At 71.3% G+C, this 20,534-nt stretch carries 17 protein-coding genes and 1 pseudogene; 7 read left to right on the forward strand and 11 right to left on the reverse strand.

Annotation, left to right across the window (positions count from 1 at the left end):
• Nucleotides 1-282: 282 nt before the first annotated feature.
• From ACZ4N4_RS18615 to ACZ4N4_RS18625, 3 genes are read right to left on the reverse strand one after another with little or no spacing between them, the layout of a single operon-like run.
• Complete coding sequence (locus ACZ4N4_RS18615) at nucleotides 283-1,032, reverse strand: succinate dehydrogenase/fumarate reductase iron-sulfur subunit (RefSeq protein WP_453567293.1); 750 nt, start codon at nucleotides 1,030-1,032, stop codon at nucleotides 283-285.
• The gene (locus ACZ4N4_RS18620; RefSeq protein ID WP_467589853.1) at nucleotides 1,029-2,978 is read right to left on the reverse strand and encodes a fumarate reductase/succinate dehydrogenase flavoprotein subunit; all 1,950 of its coding nucleotides are present in this window, start codon (nucleotides 2,976-2,978) and stop codon (nucleotides 1,029-1,031) included. The genes ACZ4N4_RS18615 and ACZ4N4_RS18620 overlap by 4 nt, the downstream gene beginning before the upstream one ends.
• A gap of 2 nt (nucleotides 2,979-2,980) precedes the next feature.
• The gene (locus tag ACZ4N4_RS18625) at nucleotides 2,981-3,652 is read right to left on the reverse strand and encodes a succinate dehydrogenase (protein WP_453567440.1); all 672 of its coding nucleotides are present in this window, start codon (nucleotides 3,650-3,652) and stop codon (nucleotides 2,981-2,983) included.
• A 119-nt stretch (nucleotides 3,653-3,771) separates the two neighbouring features.
• Here ACZ4N4_RS18625 and ACZ4N4_RS18630 point away from each other — a divergent pair, with 119 nt between their 5' ends.
• Nucleotides 3,772-4,656: a LysR family transcriptional regulator gene (locus ACZ4N4_RS18630; RefSeq protein ID WP_453567297.1), complete on the forward strand. Its 885-nt coding sequence runs from the start codon at nucleotides 3,772-3,774 to the stop codon at nucleotides 4,654-4,656.
• An 89-nt stretch (nucleotides 4,657-4,745) separates the two neighbouring features.
• Here the strand turns inward: ACZ4N4_RS18630 and ACZ4N4_RS18635 are convergent.
• A pseudogene (locus ACZ4N4_RS18635) lies at nucleotides 4,746-4,844 on the reverse strand (carbohydrate ABC transporter permease); the annotation flags it as partial.
• A 17-nt stretch (nucleotides 4,845-4,861) separates the two neighbouring features.
• Between ACZ4N4_RS18635 and ACZ4N4_RS18640 the strand changes: the two are divergent.
• The gene (locus tag ACZ4N4_RS18640; protein ID WP_467590638.1) at nucleotides 4,862-5,185 is read left to right on the forward strand and encodes an L-rhamnose mutarotase; all 324 of its coding nucleotides are present in this window, start codon (nucleotides 4,862-4,864) and stop codon (nucleotides 5,183-5,185) included.
• 25 nt (nucleotides 5,186-5,210) lie between these two features.
• Here ACZ4N4_RS18640 and ACZ4N4_RS18645 read toward each other — a convergent pair whose 3' ends face one another.
• From ACZ4N4_RS18645 to ACZ4N4_RS18655, 3 genes are all read right to left on the reverse strand, one after another.
• Nucleotides 5,211-7,355, reverse strand: a complete 2,145-nt coding sequence (locus tag ACZ4N4_RS18645) for a putative bifunctional diguanylate cyclase/phosphodiesterase (protein ID WP_467589856.1) — start codon at nucleotides 7,353-7,355, stop codon at nucleotides 5,211-5,213.
• Entirely contained in the window at nucleotides 7,352-8,164 is an 813-nt protein-coding gene (locus tag ACZ4N4_RS18650) for an SAM-dependent methyltransferase (protein WP_467589859.1), read from the reverse strand. Before ACZ4N4_RS18650 ends, ACZ4N4_RS18645 begins: the two co-directional genes overlap by 4 nt.
• Before the next feature lie 369 nt (nucleotides 8,165-8,533).
• Nucleotides 8,534-9,505, reverse strand: a complete 972-nt coding sequence (locus ACZ4N4_RS18655; RefSeq protein WP_467589862.1) for an SCO0930 family lipoprotein — start codon at nucleotides 9,503-9,505, stop codon at nucleotides 8,534-8,536.
• Nucleotides 9,506-9,774: 269 nt separating this feature from the next.
• Between ACZ4N4_RS18655 and ACZ4N4_RS18660 the strand changes: the two genes are divergently transcribed.
• From ACZ4N4_RS18660 to ACZ4N4_RS18670, 3 genes are all read left to right on the forward strand, one after another.
• Nucleotides 9,775-10,383 carry a hypothetical protein gene (locus tag ACZ4N4_RS18660; RefSeq protein ID WP_453567305.1) on the forward strand — a complete coding sequence of 203 codons (609 nt, stop codon included), beginning with the start codon at nucleotides 9,775-9,777 and terminating at the stop codon, nucleotides 10,381-10,383.
• Between the two features lie 31 nt (nucleotides 10,384-10,414).
• Nucleotides 10,415-11,179 (forward strand): bestrophin-like domain, encoded by a 765-nt coding sequence (locus ACZ4N4_RS18665; protein ID WP_467589866.1) that lies wholly within the window; start codon nucleotides 10,415-10,417, stop codon nucleotides 11,177-11,179.
• 273 nt (nucleotides 11,180-11,452) lie between these two features.
• Complete coding sequence (locus ACZ4N4_RS18670; RefSeq protein ID WP_467589869.1) at nucleotides 11,453-12,229, forward strand: hypothetical protein; 777 nt, start codon at nucleotides 11,453-11,455, stop codon at nucleotides 12,227-12,229.
• Nucleotides 12,230-12,311: 82 nt separating this feature from the next.
• Here ACZ4N4_RS18670 and ACZ4N4_RS18675 read toward each other — a convergent pair whose 3' ends face one another.
• Nucleotides 12,312-13,274, reverse strand: a complete 963-nt coding sequence (locus ACZ4N4_RS18675) for a hypothetical protein (RefSeq protein WP_467589872.1) — start codon at nucleotides 13,272-13,274, stop codon at nucleotides 12,312-12,314.
• A gap of 350 nt (nucleotides 13,275-13,624) precedes the next feature.
• Between ACZ4N4_RS18675 and ACZ4N4_RS18680 the strand changes: the two genes are divergently transcribed.
• Nucleotides 13,625-14,299: a class F sortase gene (locus ACZ4N4_RS18680; RefSeq protein ID WP_450758038.1), complete on the forward strand. Its 675-nt coding sequence runs from the start codon at nucleotides 13,625-13,627 to the stop codon at nucleotides 14,297-14,299.
• Nucleotides 14,300-14,417: 118 nt separating this feature from the next.
• Here the strand turns inward: ACZ4N4_RS18680 and ACZ4N4_RS18685 are convergent, their stop codons facing one another.
• Both ACZ4N4_RS18685 and lysX read right to left on the reverse strand, forming a co-directional pair.
• The gene (locus ACZ4N4_RS18685; RefSeq protein ID WP_453378082.1) at nucleotides 14,418-15,251 is read right to left on the reverse strand and encodes a polysaccharide deacetylase family protein; all 834 of its coding nucleotides are present in this window, start codon (nucleotides 15,249-15,251) and stop codon (nucleotides 14,418-14,420) included.
• A 149-nt stretch (nucleotides 15,252-15,400) separates the two neighbouring features.
• Entirely contained in the window at nucleotides 15,401-18,673 is a 3,273-nt protein-coding gene (gene lysX, locus ACZ4N4_RS18690; RefSeq protein ID WP_467589876.1) for a bifunctional lysylphosphatidylglycerol synthetase/lysine--tRNA ligase LysX, read from the reverse strand.
• 124 nt (nucleotides 18,674-18,797) lie between these two features.
• Between lysX and ACZ4N4_RS18695 the strand changes: the two genes are divergently transcribed.
• Nucleotides 18,798-19,253: a universal stress protein gene (locus tag ACZ4N4_RS18695; RefSeq protein WP_453567317.1), complete on the forward strand. Its 456-nt coding sequence runs from the start codon at nucleotides 18,798-18,800 to the stop codon at nucleotides 19,251-19,253.
• On the opposite strand, the gene ACZ4N4_RS18700 is transcribed toward ACZ4N4_RS18695, so the two are convergent.
• Entirely contained in the window at nucleotides 19,189-20,445 is a 1,257-nt protein-coding gene (locus tag ACZ4N4_RS18700) for an MFS transporter (protein ID WP_467589879.1), read from the reverse strand. The two genes, ACZ4N4_RS18695 and ACZ4N4_RS18700, sit on opposite strands and share 65 nt — an antisense overlap.
• Nucleotides 20,446-20,534 lie beyond the last annotated feature (89 nt).

Consider the following 20,534-nt stretch of genomic DNA (forward strand, 5'->3'; position numbering starts at 1 on the left):
GAGGAAATCTGCACCTGCTTTCTTCCTTGGCAGGCTGGACTCGGCGTGACGTGCGCGGGACCCGTGGATGTGCGGCTGCTGAATGCCGGGATTCGGTGGGTGACCGACCCCCGCGCGTGTCCCTATGGACGCGCTGAAGCAACGCTACCGTGACCCGACCGGGCCGTTGCGCACCCCCGGTACGACGGTTGGCGAACGGCGAAACGGGGCCGGGGAGCACCAGCCCCGGCCCCGCCCGTCCGCACTTGTCGGCGAACGTTCACTTACGCGCCTCCGACGGCGCTACCGCTTTCCCGCCTTCCGGCTGGCCCGCAGCCACTCCTTGTTCATGCTCGTGATGGACACCAGCGGAATGCCCTTCGGGCAGGCGGTCGCGCACTCCCCTGCCAGCGTGCACCCGCCGAAGCCCTCGTCGTCCATCTGGGCCACCATGTCCAGCACCCGCGTCTCCCGCTCGGGCGCCCCCTGGGGCAGTACGTTCAGATGGTTGATCTTGGCGGAGGTGAACAGCATCGCCGCTCCGTTGGGGCAGGCCGCCACGCACGCCCCGCACCCGATGCACTCCGCGTGCTCGAACGCGAAGTCGGCGTCGGCCTTCGGCACCGCCGTGGCGTGCGCCTCCGGGGCGGCCCCGGTCGGCGCGGTGATGTAGCCGCCGGCCTGGATGATCCGGTCGAACGCGGACCGGTCGACCACCAGATCCTTGATCACCGGGAAGGCGGCCGCCCGCCACGGCTCGATGTCGATCGTGTCGCCGTCCTTGAAGGACCGCATGTGCAGCTGGCAGGTGGTGGTGCGCTCGGGCCCGTGCGCGTCCCCGTTGATCACCAGGGAGCACGCGCCGCAGATGCCCTCGCGGCAGTCGTGGTCGAAGGCGACCGGGTCCTCGCCGTTGAGGATCAGCTCCTCGTTGAGGGTGTCGAGCATCTCGAGGAAGGACATGTCCGACGAGATGCCGTCCACCTCGTAGGTGGACATCGCGCCGTCGGCGTCGGCGTTCTTCTGCCGCCAGACGCGCAGGGTGAGCTTCATGCGTAGCTCCGCTGAGTGGGGTGGACGTACTCGAAGACCAGGTCTTCCTTGTGCAGGACCGGGGCGTCCCCGGTGCCGGTGAACTCCCAGGCGGCCGCGTAGGAGAACTCGTCGTCCCTGCGGGCGGCTTCACCGTCGGGGGTCTGGGACTCCTCGCGGAAGTGGCCGCCGCAGGACTCGGCGCGGTGCAGTGCGTCGAGGCACATCAGCTCGGCCAGCTCCAGGTAGTCGACGATGCGGTTGGCCTTCTCCAGGGACTGGTTGAACTCCTCGCCGGTCCCCGGCACCTTGATCCGCCGCCAGAACTCCTCGCGGATCTGCGGGATGCGCTCCAGTGCCTTGCGCAGCCCCGCGTCCGTCCGGGCCATACCGCAGAACTCCCACATCAGTTCGCCGAGTTCGCGGTGGAAGGAGTCGGGGGTGCGGTCGCCGTCGACGGAGAGCAGCAGGTTCAGCCGGTCCTCGGTCTCGGCCAGCACCTCCTGGACGACGGGGTGTTCGTCGGTCACCGCCTCCTGGTGGGGGTTGCGGGCCAGGTAGTCGTTGATGGTGGCCGGCAGCACGAAGTAGCCGTCGGCCAGGCCCTGCATCAGCGCGCTCGCGCCGAGCCGGTTCGCGCCGTGGTCGGAGAAGTTGGCCTCGCCGACCGCGAACAGCCCGGGGACGGTGGTCTGGAGGTCGTAGTCGACCCACAGCCCGCCCATCGTGTAGTGCACCGCGGGGTAGATCCGCATCGGCACCTGGTACGGATCCTCGTCGGTGATCCGCTGGTACATGTCGAAGAGGTTGCCGTACTTGGCCTCGACGGCCTTGCGTCCCATCCGCGCGATGGCGTCGGCGAAGTCGAGGTAGACGCCCTGCCCGCCGGGGCCGACGCCCCGCCCCTCGTCGCAGACGTTCTTCGCGGCGCGGGAGGCGATGTCGCGTGGGACCAGGTTGCCGAAGGACGGGTAGATGCGCTCCAGGTAGTAGTCGCGCTCGTCCTCGGGGATCTGGTGGGCCGGCCGGGTGTCGCCCTTGGCCTTGGGCACCCAGATCCGGCCGTCGTTGCGCAGCGACTCGCTCATCAGCGTGAGCTTGGACTGGTGGTCGCCGGTGCGCGGGATGCAGGTGGGGTGGATCTGGGTGAAGCACGGGTTGGCGAAGTATGCGCCGCGCCGGTGCGCCCGCCAGACGGCGGTGGCGTTGGAGTTCATGGCGTTCGTCGACAGGTAGAAGACGTCGCCGTAGCCACCGCTGGCGAGGACGACGGCGTCGGCGAAGTACGTGTCGATGCGACCGGTGATGAGATCCCGGGCCACGATCCCGCGCGCCCGTCCGTCGACCACGATCAGGTCGAGCATCTCGGTACGCGGATGCATCTCCACGTTCCCGGCGGCGATCTGCCGGCTCAGCGCCTGGTAGGCGCCGAGCAGCAGCTGCTGCCCGGTCTGTCCACGGGCGTAGAAGGTGCGGGACACCTGGACACCGCCGAAGGACCGGGTGTCGAGCAGACCGCCGTACTCGCGGGCGAACGGCACGCCCTGGGCCACGCACTGGTCGATGATCTCCACGGAGATCTGCGCGAGCCGGTGGACGTTGGACTCCCGGGCCCGGAAGTCGCCGCCCTTGACGGTGTCGTAGAACAGCCGGTGGACGGAGTCGCCGTCGTTGCGGTAGTTCTTCGCCGCGTTGATCCCGCCCTGCGCGGCGATGGAGTGGGCGCGGCGCGGGGAGTCCTGGTAGCAGAACTGGACGACGTGGTAGCCCTGTTCGGCGAGGGTGGCCCCGGCGGAGCCGCCGGCCAGACCGGTGCCGACGACGATCACGGTGTGCTTGCGCCGGTTGGCGGGGTTGACCAGCTTGGCCTCGAAGCGGCGGGTGTCCCAGCGCTCGTTGACCGGGCCCGAGGGGGCCTTGCCGTCGACGACGGCTTCGCCGGTGGTGTAGTTCACGTAGTCGGTCATGTTCAGCTCACCACTCCGGTCATGACACCCACGGGTACGGCGATGAAGCCGGCCGTGAGCAGCAGCGCGAGGACGTCGGCCGTGGCCTTGAGGGCGCGGTCGCGGGTGCGGCTGCCGGCGCCGAGGGTCTGGGCGGCGCTCCAGAAGCCGTGCCGCACGTGCAGACCCAGCGCGAGCATCGCCACGATGTAGATGACGTTGCCGTACCAGGTGGAGAAGGTGTCCACGACGTTCTGGTACGGGTGACCCTCCTGGAAGCCGCCGGAGTGCACGGTGCCGGTGGTCAGGTCGAGGATGTGCCAGACGATGAAGAGGGCGAGGATGATCCCGCCCCAGCGCATGGTGCGGGTCGCGTAGCTGGCCCGGGGCCTGCTGTGGACGTACTTCGTCGGGCGCGCCTTGATGTCACGGCGGCTGAGCTGGTACGCGGACGTGGCGTGTGCGACCACGGCGACGACCAGGACGATCCGGATGAGCCAGAGCGTCCACTCGTAGTGCATGAACGGTTCGCCGACGGTGCGCAGCCAGTGGGCGTAATGGTTGAAATCGCCTGCCCCGAAGTAGATCTTCAGGTTGCCGATCATGTGCACGACCAGGTAGAGCAGCATGATCAGGCCGCTGACGGCCATCACGGTCTTCTTGCCGACGGAGCTGTCCCACATCGTGCGTGCCATGGACGGCCGTCGGTCCGTCCGCGTTGCCAGAGCCATGTTCAGGACGGTAGAGCCCGGACACCCGATCGGTCCAAGACATGGTCCGGCTCGATTCCATAGCCGGAAGCTATCGTGTACCCATGCAGTTCCAGCAGCTTCAGTACTTTGTCGCCGTCGCCGAGACCCGGCACTTCACCCGGGCCGCCGAGCTGGTCCATGTCGCCCAGCCGTCGCTGTCCCAGCAGATCAGGGCGCTGGAGCGGGAGCTGGGGGCAGATCTCTTCCTGCGGGCGCGGGGCAACATCACGCTCACCGACGCGGGCGAGGCGCTGCTGCCGCTGGCCCGGCGCATCCTGGCGGACGCGGACACCGCCCGGCACGAGGTCCAGGAGCTGGTGCAGCTGCGGAGCGGGCGGGTGCGGCTGGGGGCGACGCCGAGTCTGTGCACGGGGCTGCTGCCGGACGTGCTGCGGGCCTTCCACGACCGTTACCCCGGCATCCAGCTGCTGATCGAGGAGAGCGGCTCCCACGACCTGGTACGGGAGCTGGCGCGCGGGGCGCTGGATCTGGCGCTGATCGTGCTGCCGCTGCCGCCGGCGTCACCCGCGCTGACCACGGTGGAGCTGTTGCGGGAGGACCTGGTGGTGGTGTCCTCACCCGAGGCGACGGCGCCCGGACGGGGGCGGGGCGGGGTGAAGATCTCCGACCTGGAGGGGGAGCGGCTGGTGATGTTCCGGCACGGCTACGACCTGCGGGAGCTGACCGTCGCGGCGTGCCGCTCCGCCGGGTTCGAGCCGAGCTTCGCCGTTGAGGGGGGTGAGATGGACGCGGTGCTGGGGTTCGTGCGAGCCGGGCTGGGGGTGGCCGTGGTGCCTCGGATGGTCGCCGCTCGTTCGGGGCGGGGGTTGCGGGTCACTCCGTTGGCTCGGCCGGGGTTGCATCGGACGATCGCGTTGGCGCACCGGAGTGACGTCGCGCCGCCCCGGGCCGCCAGGGAGTTGCAGAGGATGCTGTTGGAGAGGTGACGGGGCGTGGTTGTCCGCGGGTGCGTGGGGGCTGGTCGCGCCCACGCGGCGGAGCCGCACATTGTCACAGCCCCGCGCCCCTGACGGGGTTCGGTGCAGCCGCCGATCCGCGCCGCCGACAATAGGTCCCCGGGCAGGCTGCTGCCGAAGTGGATGTACCCGAGGTACCCCCCGAACGGGTTGAAGGACAGGAGAGGTGAGCCAGATGCAGCGCTTCGCTGCCGTCATCCGGTTGCGTCCGGAGAAGGAGTCGGAGTACCGCGCACTGCACGCCGCCGCGTGGCCGGGCGTGCTGGCGGCACTCAAGCGTGCCCGGATCGGCAACTACTCGATCTTCCTGCGGGACGGACTGCTGTTCAGCTACCTGGAGTACACGGGCAGCGACTACGCCGCCGACACCGCGCAGATCGCCTCCGACCCGGTGACACGCGAGTGGTGGGCGCTGACCGACCCGTGTCAGCAGCCGCTTGACACCGCCGCCGAGGGCGAGTGGTGGGCCCCCGCCGAGGAGGTCTTCCACCTCGACTGAGGGCCCACGAAGGGACGCCGGGTCGTCAGCCCGTCGCGTCCACCAGCGCCAGTTCGTGCAGGCGCTCCGGTGGGCCCGGGCGGGCGTAGTACCAGCCCTGGGCCGTGTCGCAGCCCAGTATGCGGAGTTGCTCGGCCTGGGCGCCCGTCTCCACGCCCTCGACCGTGACCGCGAGGTCCAGGCTGTGGGCCAGGGAGACGATGCCCTCCACGATCTTGAGGTCGACCGGGTCCGCCGGGAACTGCTGCATGCTCTGGGTGAACGAGCGGTCCAGCTTGAGGATGCTCACCGGGAGGCGGCGCAGGTTGGCGAGGTTGGAGTAGCCCGTGCCGAAGTCGTCCAGGGCGATGTCGACACCCATCTCGGCGAGCCGGCGCAGCGGCTTGAGGAGATCGTCGTCGGCGCCGATCAGGGCCGACTCGGTGACCTCCAGGCAGAGGGCGTCGGGGGCCACTCCGGTCCGCTCCAGGATGTCCACCGTGTCCTGGACCAGGCCGGGGTGGGAGAGCTGGCACGGGGACAGGTTGACGTTGATCCGCAGCGGGCCGGCGCTGGTCTCCTCGCCGTAGCGTTCTCGCCATTCGCGGGCCTGGCGGATCGACTCCTCCAGGACCCAGCGGCCCAACGGGACGATGAGCCCGGTGTGTTCGGCGAGCGGGATGAACCGGTCGGGGCCGAGGACGCCGTGCTGCGGGTGCAGCCAGCGGACCAGGGCCTCGGCGCCCCGGACACTGCCGTCGCCGAGGTGGACCAGCGGCTGGTACTCGATGAAGAACTCGTTGCGGTCCAGGGCGGCGGGGAGCGCGGTGGTCAGGCCGTGCCGGGTGATGGCGCGGGCGTCGGCCTCCGGGTCGGCCAGCTCGAAGCGGTTGCCGCCCGCCGACTTGGCCCGGTACATCGTGATGTCGGCGCTGCGCAGCACCTCGGCCGGGGTGCGCTCGCCCGCCGGGCCCTCCACGATGCCGATGGAGCCCCGGACCGTGAGTTCGCGGCCGTCGACGCTGATCGGGGTGATGAGGGCGTTCATGATGCGGTCGGCCAGGTCGTCGACCTCGCGTTGGGTGGCCGGTCCGGTGGTCAGTGCCACGAACTCGTCGCCGCCGAGCCGGGCGACCATCTCGCCGGGCGCGGTCGCGCAGGACTGCAGCCGGTCGGCGACCTCCACGAGCAGCCGGTCACCGGCCGAGTGGCCGAGGCTGTCGTTGATGGTCTTGAAGCCGTCCAGATCGAGGTAGCACAGCCCGAAGCGCTGGCCCTCACCGGCGGCCAGGGCCTTCTCCAGGCGCTCGAAGAACAGCGTGCGGTTCGGGAGGCCGGTCAGCGCGTCGTGGGTGGCCTCGTAGCGCAGCCGCAGGTTGAGCAGCCGGCGCTCGGTGGTGTCCTCCATGAGGGCCAGCTGGTACTGCGGCTCGCCGTCCGCGTCCCGGAGCAGGGAGACGGTCAGGTTGGTCCACAGGACCGTTCCGTCGGAGCGGTTGAACGCCTTCTCGACGTGGTAGTGCTCGCGGTCGCCGCGGACCAGCTCCTCGTAGAGCCGCCAGGTCTGGGGCGCGTCCTCGGGATGCGCCCACTCCATGACCTTGCGGCCGCGCAGGGTCTGTTCGGAACCGCCGAACATACGCAGCAGCGCACCGTTGACCTGGAGGACGTTGCCCTCCAGGTCGGCGATGCCGATTCCTATCGCCGCGCCCTCGAAGACGGCGCGGAAGCGCGCCTCGCTGGCGTGCAGCGCCTGCGCGACCACGCCCTGGGCCCGCAACGCGGCCTGCGCGATGGCCTCCTGCTCGGCCAGCGTGCGCTCGCGCAGCGCCTGGGCGAACCCGGCTGCCATCGCGTGCTGGATCCGCGAGGAACGCATCCGCAGCTCGTCCTGGGGTCCGTCCCCACCGCAGTACAGGGCCAGATAGGCGTCGACGCAGTCGAGGGTGCGGGTGAGCGCCTCGGGGTCGGTGCAGTGCGCGTCGATCAGCGCGGCCCCCACCTGCCGGGCCTCCTCCGCGTCGAAGCCGTGCGCCAGCAGCACCTGGCTCAAGCGACGGGCCAGCGGGAGGAGTTGCTCCTCGAACGCCGGCCGGGTCAGGGACGTCGAGGTCACCGGGAACACCGCCCGGCTCCAGATCGTCGCGAACCGGCGCAGTCTGTCCTCCGGGCCGTCCGGCTCCGCGCTCACGCCGCGATCCCCACGCCGGCGAATCCGGAGAAGGCATACGGATCCTCGTCCTCCGGCGCCGACTCCGGCCGCCAGTGCGGCATCGGCACCAGTCCGGGTTCCACCATGTCGTACCCCTCGAAGAACCTTGCGATCTCGTCGCGCGAGCGCATGATGAGCGGGTTGCGAATGTCCTTGTATACGTCCACCGCGCTCTCGGCCCGCTCGGTTGACAGCGGGATTCCCTCGTACGAGGCATGCGTGAGAATCAACAGGCTGCCGGGCGCGAGTGTTTCGCGCAGCTGTGTCACTGTCCCGTACGGGTCGTCCGCGTCTTCCACGAAGTGCAGTATGGCAACGAGGAGCAGGGCCACTGGCCGATTCAGGTCGATGAGGCGCTCCACCTGAGGGCTCGACAGGATCTCCTGGGGCTTGCGGAGGTCCGCGGCGACCACGTCCGCCTCCTCGTTGCCCGCGAGCACCGCCTGGCTGTGGGCCACGGCCACCGGGTCGTGGTCGACGTACACCACACGTGCGCCGGGGTGCGCCGCCTGCGCGACCTCGTGGACGTTGCCGAAGGTGGGGATGCCGGAGCCGATGTCCAGGAACTGCTCGATGCCGGCGCCGACGGCGTAGCGGACGGCGCGGCGCATGAAGGCCCGGTTGGCCTGCATGATCTTCGGCAGGCCCGGCAGGAACGTCATCGCCTTGCGGGCCGCTTCCCGGTCGACCTCGAAATTGTGCGAACCGCCCAGGTAGTAGTCGTAGATACGCGAAACGCTCGGCACCGAGATGTCGATGCTCCGTGGGGCCCAGGCGGGACGCTCCATGTATCTCTCCAAGGCTGAGACGATCCGGTGTTCGAGCAGAGGCTACTGATCGCCTGCGAACTGGGCGAGTGGAACCGGAAATTGACCGTCCGTTCCCGGTCACCACCTGCGAATTCGGTGTGCGCTTTGGGGGTGTTCGGGCAGTCCGTCGGAGGCGGATGCGATGCGGCGTACATCTGGACGCGATGCGAAGCGCCTGCGGAGGAGATGCAAAACACACGAGCCCGCCCCCTCCATGCGGTGTGGAGGGGGCGGGCGGTCGTGCACCGTCGTGTCGCCGTCCGGGACTCTCGCCGGCCTCTGTCCTCCCTTCCGCGATACGCGAGATGTGGACTCGGGCGGGGCGATCAACCCTGGGCAGGCGATCCCTTACTTGCCCGGCGCGCCGACCAGCTTTCCTTCGGGCGAGACGGCGTACCAAGTGCCGCCGACGCCCTGGCCGTTGGTGTCCCCGGCCTTCGCGTCGCCGGAGAAGGTGTAGATGGGCCAGCAGTTGACCGTCTGCTGCTTCTCGCCGTTGTCGGGCCGGGTGAAGCCCATCAGGCCCTTCTTCACGACGCCCTTGGTGTCGCTGGAGGCCACCTCCGCGACGGCCGGCCACTTCACGAGGCAGTCACCGGTGCAGTTGGAGACGGACTTGGGCCACGCCTTGTCCTTGATGAAGCGGTAGACCGTCATGCCGTTCTTGTCGACGACGATGTCACCGAGCTTGGCGTCCTTGCGGACGGAAAGGCCGGGCAGGTCGGCCAGGGTGGCCTTCTTGCCGTCGGGGGCCGTCGCGAACCACTTGCCGCCCACGCCCTGGCCGTTCACGTCACCGGCGTTGACGTCCTTGGCATAGCGGTACACCGGCCAGCCGCCGACGGTCAGCTGCTTGGTGCCGTCGGTGCGGGTGACCTCGCCGAGCAGCGCCTTGTCGATGCCCTCACCGGCCGTGGCGTCGTCGGCGGGCACCGGCGGCCAGGTGGTGGCGCAGTCGCCGTCGCAGTTCGACTTGGGGGGATTGGCGGTGTCCGCGTCGAAACGGTAGAGGGTGAGGCCACTGCCGTCGGTCAGCACCTTCCCGAGGTCGGGGTTGCCGGCAACGGTCAGCTTGCCCGCCGGGGCAACCACGGCCGGAGAGCTGGAAGCCTGGTTGCCGTCCGCGCCGTAACCGTTGCCCGCACCGGTGGAGGGGCTGGTCACACTGCCCACGCTGCCGACCCCGGCCGGGGCCGTGGCACCCACGTTCTGCGCCGCCGAGGACGGAGTGGTCACGTTGTCCTGACCGCATCCCGTCGTCAAAACCAGCACGCCTGCGGCCGTGGCCACCAAAGAGGCGCTCCTCCAGGAGGTCTTCATCTTCAACTCCCCAATAATCGCCTGGATATTGCAGCGCCTGTGCGCCGCCGCACGCCACCAGGTACGGGCGCCGAGGGTCGAAGTGTTCAACGGCCGCACAAATTTCTTTCGGGACACTGTGCCCTCGGTGCACGTCCCGCACGGACGTACGCTTCGAGCCAACCGACGGACCGTGCGATTCAAACCGGTTTACGCCACCTGTCCCCCGTTCGGGCCAATCCCTCCGCACTCCGGCGTGCGACGGCACCCGACGCCTCATGATCTCGGTCGTGCATGCACCCGAAGCGACCCGACTCGCGCCCGTCCCGAGGGTGTTGGCTCTGCTGACACTCACCTGGACCCTGCTGGGCTGCCCGGTCGGCACGGCGTCGGCCGACGCCTGCGCCTACGCCTCGACAGGCCCCGACGGCATTCACGCGGTGGCCGTCGCCGGCGGCTCCTGGCCCACTCCGCCGCCCTGCCCGCCTCCCACACCGCCGCCGTGCCCCACGCCGACACCCACGCCCACCCCCACTCCGCCGCCGGAGCCGACCCCCACGCCCAAGCCCACCCCCAAACCCAAGCCCACGCCGAAGCCCACCCCGAAGCCGCGGCCGAAGCCCGCCCCGCCGGCCCCGGCCCCGCCGCCGCCACCCGCGCCGGCCCCGAAGCCCGCGCCCACCCCGCCACCGGCTCCCCGGCCCGAGCCGAGGCCGACGCCCACCCCGACCCCGACGCCCAAGCCCACCCCGCGGCCCTCACCGACCCCGGTGACCTACCCGCCGTACCGCATCCAGTCGACCGGCACGGCGGCCCCGAACCGCACCTCACCGGTCACCTACGTCCTGCTCATCGCCGTACCCGCCATCGTCGCCATCGCCGCGTTCCGCGCGCGCTGACGGCCGGCCCACTGTTTTCTGGAGGTTTCCGTTGCCGGATTGGCTTGTTCTCGTCCTCGCGATGCTCGCGGCCTGTGCCGTGGTGGTCATCATCACCCTCGTCCGGCACAAGAGGGCGGCGGAGGACGAGGATCCCTCCGAGACGCCGGACGTCATCGAGTACATGACCATGTGGATCGGCGTCATCTACGCCATCGTCCTCGGTCTGGCGGTGGCCGGGGTGTGGGAGGCCCGCAGTGGCGCCCAGGACCATGTGCAGGCGGAGGCGCAGGCACTGCACGAGATCTACGAACGGGTGCGGGTGTACCCGCCCGACGCCCGTGACCGGATCCGGGCGGACGTCGACGCCTACGCCCGGCAGGTCGTCGACAAGGAGTGGAAGGAGATGGCCGACCACGGCCGTCTCACCCCGACCGGCGCGGATCTGCTCGCGAAGATCCGTCAGGACGTCACCGACTACCAGCCGAAGACCGACTTCCAGGCGCAGGCCTACCAGCCGCTGGTGGACCAGGTGGCCGCGCTCGACCAGTCACGCAGCGCCCGGGCCGACTCGACCGGGGCGACCATGCCGAACGTGGTGTGGTTCGGGCTGCTGACCGGAGCCGTGGTCACCATCGGCATGGTCTTCGCGCTGCAGATCAGGCGCACCCGGCGCGAACTGATCCTGGCGGGGCTGTTCTCCGCGACCATCGCCTTCATGCTCTTCCTGATCTGGGACTTCGACGAACCGTACAGCCGGGGCATCACGGCGACGGCCCAGCCCTTCCTGAACCTCTTCCCGCACATCAAGGGGTAGAAGGACCCCGGACGCCGGGGACATCCGGGGGTCATCGCGCGGCGCCACGCCGCGGGTGTCCCCCGGCTGCCGTATCCGCATCCCCCGGTGGGCCCCACGCTTCCCCCGGTCGTGCCCCCACCGCTCCCCCGGTCGGCTCACCCGCTTCCCCCGTTCGCGCTATTGCGTTCGCGCGCGTGTGCGGATGTTCCTAGCGTTCCGATCATCGAGGTGCATTTCCGGCACGAGCGGAACAGATCCGCGGACAGCTCCTCGGGGACCGGAGGAACCACCATGCACGCAATACGCCTCGCCCCGGCCGCGCTGCTCGGCCTCGGGGCCCTCGTCCTGGGCGCTCCGGCCGCCCTCACGGACGACGAAGGCGACGGGGGCCGGGACAGCGGCCGGCAGACCTCCTTCGGCGTCCACGTCACGCCGTCCACCGTCTCGGCCGGCGGCCGGGTCAGCCTGCGGCTCAACCGCGACGAGAGCTGCCGGGGCGCCGCCACGGTCACCTCGGACGTGTTCGACACGGTCCGGATCCCCGAGGGGCGGGACTCGGTGGCGGCCACGGTCGACCGGGACGCGAGATCGCAGACGTCGTACCGGGTGACGTTCGACTGCGACGGGGCGAGGGGGTCGACCCAACTCAGCATCGCGGGCAGCCAGTCGGCGGAACTCGGCGACGGCGGCACGGGCGAGCGGTCCGAGGGGCGCACCGACGGACGCACGGACAGGCAGCCGGACGACCGCACCGACAGCCAGTCCGACAGCCACACCGGCGGGCGCTCCGACGACCAGTCCGACGACCGCATCGACAGCCAGTCGGGCGACCGCACCGACGCGCAGTCCGACGACCGTACGGACGGCCGTGCCGACAGCGGTGTCGACGGGCGTGAGGAACTCAACCCGCAGCCGCTCCCGCCCGATCGGGGTGTGCGGGCCGGTGCGGGCGGCAGCGTAGACGGGTTCGATCTCAAGGAGATCGGCCTCGGCGCCGCGCTCGTCGTGGGCTCGGTCGGCGCGGCGTACCGCATCGCGCGCAGGCGGGACGGCGAAGGCGGTGCCTGATCGTCTCCCGGGCCGCCGCCCGACCGCGCAGGCCCTTCGCCCCGGGCCCGCGCAGGGCCGGGGCGAAGACGGCCCGCACGGGTCAGAGCCGCTTCTCGTGCCGGCGGCGCAGCCAGAACCCGCAGCCGGCGAGGACGGCCGCGCCCACCAGCCCACCGCCGATCGCCATGTCGGCCGGGGTGGCCCCGCTGGAGACACTGCCGCCGAGGCCGCCCCTGACCCCGCCGAGCACATAGAACGCGTTCGGCCGGGTCAGGGTCCGCCCCCCGTTGCAGCGGACGGTCAGGTCGTAGGGGCCGGGGCGGGCGTCCCGGTCGATGGTGGCGACGCCGCGTGCCATGTCGCCGCCGAACGGGAACAGCGAGGTCGTCCGGAAGGCGCGGGAGCTCATGGAGCCGCTGCGGCAGCCGTTGACGGTGACGGTGAGGCGGGCGCCGCTCGTGATCGCCCTGGGCTGGGCGAGGATGTTGCGCACCCCGAAGCCCCGGCCGCCGAATCCGCCGCCGAACCCGTCTCCACCGTTCCCGCCGCCGAACCCGTCGTCACCGTTCCCGCCGCCGAACCCGTCGTCACCGCGCCCGTCGAAGCCGTCGCCGCCCCGACCGTCGAAGCCTTCCCCGCCCCGACCACCGAAGCCCTCCCCGCCCCGTCCGCCGAAGCCCTCCCCGCCCCGTCCGCCGAAGCCGTCCCCGCCTCGACCGCCGAAGCCCTCCCTGCCCCGGCCGTCCCCCCGGCCGTCCCCCCGGCCGTCCCCCCGGCCGAAGCCGCCTACGCCGAATCCGCCGATGCCGTACCCGGGAACGGCGACCCCGGGTACCGCCGCGATGCCGGGGGCGACACCGACGCCGACTCCAGGGGCGACACCGACGCCGGCCCCGGGGGCGACACCGGCCCCGGGTGCGACGCCCGTCCCACCGACGACCGGAGCCTGGGTGTTGGGCGGGCCGCCGGGGTTGCCCAGGCCGTCGGCGACGGCCACCGGGGCGGCGGCGCCGAGAACGGCGACCACGGTGCACGCGGCCGCCAGCGCACGTGAGTTTCGCATCTCTTCCTCCGCGGAAGGCGCCCCGGGAACCGTCCCCGGTAGATCGGCGAGAAAGCACCTCCCGAATAGACCCTCAGATGCCTTGAACACGCCCGCATTTCGAGAATGGTCCGTCCTGGTGAGGGGACACGCCGAGCGAAAAGCACACAATCGGATATTGCCGCAGGTCACGGACCGTCAGAAAAATCCTGAGAACGGCAACTCGGATGGCGCACCGGAATGCGCGCGGGCCACCCGTTCGCCCGTTGACCCGTCGCCGCACGCGCGCGCGGGACTTAGCGTTTTCCCATGCGCGCTACGGACATGCGCGCCACGGACATCGCGGCGGCCGCGTCGAGAGGGGATGGCGAATGTCTGCGTCCGAACTTTCCGAGCTGGCCGAAGAGGAGGAACGGCGGCGTAAGCGTGCCCCCTGGGGCGTGATAGCTCTTGTGCTGCTGACCGGTCTGGCGCTCATCCGCAACGGTTCGGGGGAGTTCGACGTCGGCCCGCCGCAGCCGGCCTCGGCCGCCGCCCCGGACAGCCGTAGCACGGTCCCGGACACCTTCGCCACCGCGCCCGCCTCGCTGCCGTACTCGGCGGCGAACCGGATCAGGATCCCCGCGATCCGGGTCGACGCCCCCGTGATGCCGGTGGGTCTGGACGCGGACGGCTGGGTCGCGGCACCGCCGCCGGACGACCCGAATCTGGCCGGCTGGTTCACCGGGGGCGTCTCGCCCGGCGAAAAGGGCACGTCCGTGATCGTCGGCCACGTCGACAACACGAAGGGGCCGGCGGTGTTCTACGGTCTCGGTTCCCTGAAGAAGAGCAACCGGATCGAGATCGACCGCACCGACGGAAAGACCGCGGTGTTCGAGATCTACGGCATCGAGGTCTTCGCGAAAGCCGATTTCCCGGGCGACCGGGTCTACGGTTCCAAGGGCACACCGGAGTTGCGGGTCATCACCTGCGGCGGCGGTTTCTCGAAGCAGAACGGTTACGACGGGAACGTGGTGGTCTTCGCCCGCCTGGTCGAGGCCCGCTGAGGCGGATCCGGCCGGGCGGGCCAGGGCCTGTCTGACCATTCCCGCCGTCGCCCGCGAGGCAGACGGGAATGGTCAGACAGGCCCTGACGCCCGTCGGCGGCAACGGGCCAGATCCGGTTCAGGTCCGGCGGCGCGGCACCGTCAGGTGGTAGCCGTTGTCCAGCAGATAGGGCAGGTATTCGCGCAGGGCCTTGACGCTCTGTGAGCGGTCGCCCCCGGCGTCGTGGGAGAGCACCACGACGCCGGGGGCGGCGCCCTTCTCGATCGTGTCGACGATGGTGCGGGTACCCGGGGTGGTCCAGTCGGTGCTGTCGACGGTCCAGGCCATGGGCTCCATGCCCATCTCGGCGCCGAGTTGGAAGGCCGCGCGGTTCCAGGCGCCGTAGGGGGCGCGGAACCACTGGGGGCGCTCGCCGTAGGTGTCCTCGATGGCGTCGCTGGTGCTCTCCATCTCGTCGCGGATCTCACGGCGGTCCAAGGTGGTCAGCAGTGGATGTGTCCAGGTGTGGTTGCCGACGACATGGCCCTCGGCGGCCATCCGCGCCACCAGTTCCCGGTTCTGGACGATGCACTCCCCGCACAGGAAGAACATCGCGCGCACGTCGTACTTGGCAAGGGTGTCCAGGATGTGCGGGGTGTAGGCCGGGTTGGGGCCGTCGTCGAAGGTGAGCATCATGTGCCGGCCGCTCCCGGAGATCCGCATGATGGGTTGCTTGCGGACCTTCAGCTTGCGCGGCTCGGTGGGCGGCGGACCGTATCCGGTGAGCGGCTGGAGCCGGAAGGCCGAGGACTTCAGCGCCTGGCGGGCCGGTGGTCCGGCGGCCGGGGCGACGGTGCCCGCCGCCTCCTCACCGTCGCTCGCCAGCACGATTCCCGCGGTGCCCGCGGCGCCCAGAGCGGCGGCGCCGGCGAGCAGCAGCCGCCGTCGGGTGAACAACTGATCCTTCTGCATGACTCATCAGTCGCCCGGCCGGGCTGGGGCGCACCACTTAGACACCGGTGCGGCGGCGTGAAAACACCCGCACGGACCAGCGCACGGGGGTTTCGGCAAGAAATGGTCAAGTACCCGGGACCGAGGGCGTGTCCGGGCATCGAGGACCCTCAGTGGCGGCGGACCAGCGGGAAGGGCAGCGTCTCACGGATCGTCAGGCCGGTCAGGAACATGACCAGCCGGTCGACGCCGATGCCGAGTCCGCCGGTGGGCGGCATCGCGTATTCGAGGGCGTCCAGGAAGTCCTCGTCCAGCTCCATCGCCTCGGGGTCCCCGCCGGCCGCGAGCAGCGACTGGGCGGTCAGCCGGCGGCGCTGTTCGACGGGGTCGGTCAGCTCGGAGTAGGCGGTGCCGAGTTCGGTGCCGAAGGCGACCAGGTCCCAGCGCTCGGCGAGCCGCGGGTCGGTGCGGTGCTGCCGGGTGAGCGGGGAGACGTCGGTCGGGAAGTCCTTGTAGAAGGTGGGCAGCCGGGTCCACTCCTCCACCAGCCGCTCGTACATCTCCAGGACGACGTCCGCGGGCCCGTCGTCGGCGGTGTACGGCACCCCGGTCCGGTCGCAGTGCCGGTGCAGCCGCAGCAGTTCGGTGCCGGGGCCGATCTCCTCCCCGAGCGCCTCGGAGATCGCCCCGTACACGGTCTTGACGGGCCAGCTCCCCGAGATGTCGTACTCCCGCCCGTCCCTGCGGGCCACCGGGGAGCCGAATGCGGCGGTCGCGGCGCCCTGGATCAGTTCGCGGGCGAGGTCGAGCATCACGTCGTAGTCGGCGTACGCCTGGTAGGCCTCCAGCATGGTGAACTCGGGGTTGTGCTTGTAGGAGACGCCCTCGTTGCGGAAGGTGCGGCCGAGTTCGAAGACCTTCTCCATCCCGCCGACGCACAGCCGCTTCAGATACAGCTCGGGGGCGATCCGCAGCGAGAGGTCGAGGTCGTAGGCGTTGATGTGGGTGGTGAAGGGGCGGGCGTTGGCGCCGCCGTGGATCTGCTGGAGCATCGGGGTCTCGACCTCCAGGTAGCCGCGGTCGAGGAGGCCCTGGCGGAGCGCCTGTACGGCGCAGGAGCGGGCGCGGACGACGGCGCGGGCGGCGGGGCTGGTGGCGAGGTCGAGGTAGCGGCGGCGGACCTTGGCCTCGGGGTCGGCCAGGCCCCGGTGCTTGTCGGGCAGGGGCCGCAGGCACTTGGCGGTGAGCTGCCAGTCGGTGACGAAGACGGTGGGGGCGCCCTTGTCGCTGAGGCCGGCCCGGCCGGTGGCGGTGATCTGGTCGCCGATGTCGGTGTCGGCGGTGAAGCGGGCCAGGGCGGCGCCGGACTCGGCCCGGGTGAGGGCGAGTTGGCGGTCGCCGGACCAGTCGCGCAGCGTCACGAAGACGATGCCGCCGAAGTCGCGGACCAGCATGATCCGCCCGGCGACGGTGACCGTCTCGCCGTCGCGGATGTCGGCGAGGGCCCGGGTCGGCCGTACGGTCGCCACCGGGTAGGGGTCGACGCCCGCGGCGCGCAGCCGGTCGAGCTTGCCGCGCCGGACCCGGAACTGGTCCGGCAGGCTCCGGTCCGGGGCGCCGGACCCGGCCTCGTCCCCTCCGTCGAGACCGGGCACCGGCGAAGACCGCTGCTCCTCGACGGGCCGCGGTCCGGTCTTCGGGTGCCCCTTTCCCCAGAGTTTGCGCAGGGAGGGTACGGAGACGAAACCTTCGGCGATTCCGGAGGCGACGCCGATCCGGGCGAGGGAGCCGGCCTCGCCGTAGCAGAGGAAGCGCGGGTACCACTCGGGGTGGTACTTGGCGTTGGAGCGGTACAGGGCTTCCAGCTGCCACCAGCGGGAGAAGAACAGCAGCAGCCGGCGCCACAGGCGCAGCACCGGTCCGGCGCCGATGCGGGCGCCCTCCTCGAAAACCGAACGGAAGACGGCGAAGTTCAACGAGACACGGCGGATGCCGAGTTTGGGGGCGGCCGCGCACAGGTCGGCGACCATGAACTCCATGACCCCGTTCGGGGCGGCGCGGTCACGGCGCATCAGGTCGAGGGAGACACCGTCGCCGCCCCAGGGCACGAAGGAGAGCAGGGCGAGCAGCCGGCCGTCCTCGGCGAGGGCCTCGACGAGCAGGCAGTCGCCGTCGGCGGGGTCGCCGAGCCGGTCCAGGGCCATGGAGAAGCCGCGCTCGGTCTCGGTGTCGCGCCAGGCGTCGGCCTTGTCGACGACCTCCTCCATCTCGGCCTCGGTGAGGGTGGCATGGCGGCGCACCCGGGTGGTGGCGCCGGAACGCCGGACCCGGTTGACGGCCTGCCGGGTGACCCGCATCTCCCGGCCGCCGAGGTCGAAGTCGGCGACGTGCAGGATCGCCTCGTCGCCCAGTTGCAGAGCGCCGAGCCCGGCGCGGACGTAGGCCTTGGCGCCGCCCTCCGAGGCGCCCATCACCGCGGGCACCCAGGCGTGCCGGCGGGCCACGTCCAGCCACGCGGCGACGGCGTGCGGCCAGGCCTCCGGGTCCCCGACGGGGTCGCCGCTGGCCAGGCAGACGCCGGCTTCGACGCGGTAGGTGACGGCGGCCTTGCCGCTGGGCGAGAAGACCACGGCCTTGTCGCGCCGGGTGGCGAAGTAACCGAGGGAGTCCCGGTCGCCGTAGGCCCTGAGGAGGGCGCGGACACGGGTCTCCTCGTCGCCGTGCAGGGCCGCTTCCAGGCGCTGTGAACGGAACAGGGTGGCGGCGGCGTTGAGCAGGGCGAGGGCGCCGAAGAGGCCGAGCAGGAAGGCCACGAACCGGGGCGGGCGGCCGCGGTAGCTGCCGCCGTCGACCAGGCCGCCGCAGACCCGGTCGGCGGCCCAGGCCAGGTGCTGGCCGTGCGGCAGCGAGCCGGGGAAGAGCGAGACCAGGCCCCAGCCGGCCAGGATCGCCACGACCAGGCCGACGAGGAGGACACCGAGGGCGCGCCGTACGGCGGCCCGGCGGGAGGCGGCGTAGAACTCGCGTCTGGCCACGATCAGGAGGGCGAGGGCGAGTCCGCACACCAGCAGTGAGCTGAAGGAGTACCAGTCGAAGTCGAAGGCGACGGTCAGGATGTCCGCCAGCACCAGCAGGCCGAGGTAGATCACCACCAGCCACCAGGCGACCTTCTTGCGGGCGGCGGTGGCGCCGCCGAGCAGGAACAGGAAGACGGCGTAGGCCAGGTTGGGGCTGACGGGCACCACGACGGCGTTGAGGAAGTGCACGACCGGCCGTAGCAGTGCGCGCAGCGGGGCGATGAAGGAGAGCAGGGCGCACAGCAGGGCAAGGGCGGCGAAGAAGGTCCCGAACGCCTCGGGCACCCAGGTGAGCCGCCCGCCGCCGCGGGGGCGCGGTGGCCCCGCGGTGTCCTTCCCCGGGGCGGGCTGCACGGCGGCACTCATGCTCCGACTGTAGGAAGCGCCCGCCCACCTCGCCCGTCGAGCGCCCTGCGGCCAACTGGGCGTCGCTTGCCGGGCGAGGGGCCCCGGCAGCCATGGGACCTGCGATTTCCGATAGCCTCGGAGCGTGGCGGAACAACACCAGTTCGAGCGGGGCACGGACGGGCCGAAGGTCATCGTGGCCGGTGTGGACGGCTCGGACTCCTCGTGGCGCGCGGCCTCCTACGCCGCCGGTATGGCCCGGCGGCAGCGCGCGCTGCTCGCCGTCGTGTACGTGCAGCCGGTCCTGGCGGCCGGCGCGGCGCTCGGGGCACCGGTGGCGGAGACGACCGACGAGATCGCGGAGGACCTGGTCGCCCAGATCCGGGACGCGGCCGAGCGGCTCAAGGGGATATTCGAGGTGCGCTGGGAGTTCCACACCTTCCGCGGTGACCCCTATGCCGGTCTGGTGAAGGCGGCCGACGAGCTGAAGGCGGACGCGGTCGTGGTGGGCGCCTCCGAGCAGGCCGGCCACCGGTTCATCGGCTCGGTGGCGATCCGTCTGGTGAAGGCGGGACGGTGGCCGGTGACGGTGGTGCCGTAACCGCCTTCCGGGGCTCCCCGAGGAGCAGGAGCGGGGTCGCGAGGAGCAGGACACCGGCCAGGGCGATCGCGGCGCGGGGGCCGGTGAGGCTCGCCAGCAGGCCCCAGAGTGCGGTGAGCGCCGCCGTCGTGGCCTTGCCGGTGATCGACCAGGCGGACAGGGTGCGGGCGACCCGGTCGTTCGGGGTGCACTCCAGACGGCGGGTGGCGTACACCGGGCTGTAGACGGCCGAGCAGCTGATCACCCCGAACTCCAGGACCATCACCAGCAGCAGACCGGGCAGTCCTGGCCGGACGAAGGCCAGCCCGAGGGGCCAGAGGGTGCGCAGGGTGGCCGCGCCGCGCAGCACCCGCTGCTGCCCGTACCGGGCGGCCAGCGGGCGGGCCAGCCGGGAACCGAGGAGGCCGCCCAGGCAGGGCGCGGCGAAGGCGAGGCCGTACTGCCAGGGGGCGAAGCCGAGCGGGCCGAGCATGAGGACGGCCAGTGGTGGTGCGGCAACCATGATCAGAGCGTTGGCCGCGAGGTTGTTGAAGAACAGCGGCCGCAGCTCCGGGCTGCCGAGGATGTGCCGCCAGCCGTCGAGGAGGTCGGTGGCACGCAGGCGGTCCGTGCCGGTGCGCTCGGGCCTGGGCTCGCCGCCACCGACGGCCCGGATGCCGAGCGCCGACAGCACAAAGCTGACGGCGTTCGCCACGACCGTGGTCACCGGGCCGAACACGCCGATCGCGGCACCGCCGAGCGGCGGTCCGAGGACCAGCGCGGTCCAGTTCGAGGACTCGAACCGGGCGTTCGCGGTGAGCAGCCGGTCGGCGGGGACGAGGCTCTTCAGGAAGGCGCCGGAAGCCGCGTTGAAGGTGATGTCGGCCGCCGCGACGAGCACCGAGACCAGCAGCAGCTGGCCGAGGCCCAGGCCGCCGAGCGCGTACGCGGCGGGCACGGTAAGCAGCGCGGCGCACCGGACCAGGTCCATCGCCATCATCACCGGCCGCTTGCGCCGGAACTCCACCCACGGGCCGAGCGGCACGGCCGCCACCGCGCCCACGGCGGGCCCGGTCGCGGCGAGCAGCGCCACCTCGGCGGAGTCGGCGTGCAGCGCGATGACCGCGATCACCGAGAACGCGTCGAAGGCGAGACAGGTGCCGACCGCACTCACCGAGTACGCGGCCCACAGCCACCCGAATCGCCGCCCCATGCACAACCTCCCGTTGACTCGGGACATGAAAACGGGCAGGTGGCCGCCGAATCAAACAACTCACGGACCATCTGTCACAACCCGCGGTT

Source organism: Streptomyces sp. NPDC026538, assembly GCF_055567535.1.

Bases quoted from the DNA above. Each gene is read 5' to 3' on its own strand.
- ACZ4N4_RS18625 (WP_453567440.1), bottom strand. From the start codon at position 3,652: ATGGCACGCACGATGTGGGACAGCTCCGTCGGCAAGAAGACCGTGATG.
- ACZ4N4_RS18650 (WP_467589859.1), bottom strand. From the start codon at position 8,164: ATGGAGCGTCCCGCCTGGGCCCCACGGAGCATCGACATCTCGGTGCCG.
- lysX (WP_467589876.1), bottom strand. From the start codon at position 18,673: ATGAGTGCCGCCGTGCAGCCCGCCCCGGGGAAGGACACCGCGGGGCCA.
- ACZ4N4_RS18685 (WP_453378082.1), bottom strand. From the start codon at position 15,251: ATGCAGAAGGATCAGTTGTTCACCCGACGGCGGCTGCTGCTCGCCGGC.
- ACZ4N4_RS18640 (WP_467590638.1), top strand. From the start codon at position 4,862: ATGCAGCGCTTCGCTGCCGTCATCCGGTTGCGTCCGGAGAAGGAGTCG.
- ACZ4N4_RS18670 (WP_467589869.1), top strand. From the start codon at position 11,453: ATGCACGCAATACGCCTCGCCCCGGCCGCGCTGCTCGGCCTCGGGGCC.
- ACZ4N4_RS18620 (WP_467589853.1), bottom strand. From the start codon at position 2,978: ATGACCGACTACGTGAACTACACCACCGGCGAAGCCGTCGTCGACGGC.
- ACZ4N4_RS18655 (WP_467589862.1), bottom strand. From the start codon at position 9,505: ATGAAGACCTCCTGGAGGAGCGCCTCTTTGGTGGCCACGGCCGCAGGC.
- ACZ4N4_RS18630 (WP_453567297.1), top strand. From the start codon at position 3,772: ATGCAGTTCCAGCAGCTTCAGTACTTTGTCGCCGTCGCCGAGACCCGG.
- ACZ4N4_RS18615 (WP_453567293.1), bottom strand. From the start codon at position 1,032: ATGAAGCTCACCCTGCGCGTCTGGCGGCAGAAGAACGCCGACGCCGAC.
- ACZ4N4_RS18675 (WP_467589872.1), bottom strand. From the start codon at position 13,274: ATGCGAAACTCACGTGCGCTGGCGGCCGCGTGCACCGTGGTCGCCGTT.
- ACZ4N4_RS18680 (WP_450758038.1), top strand. From the start codon at position 13,625: ATGTCTGCGTCCGAACTTTCCGAGCTGGCCGAAGAGGAGGAACGGCGG.
- ACZ4N4_RS18700 (WP_467589879.1), bottom strand. From the start codon at position 20,445: ATGGGGCGGCGATTCGGGTGGCTGTGGGCCGCGTACTCGGTGAGTGCG.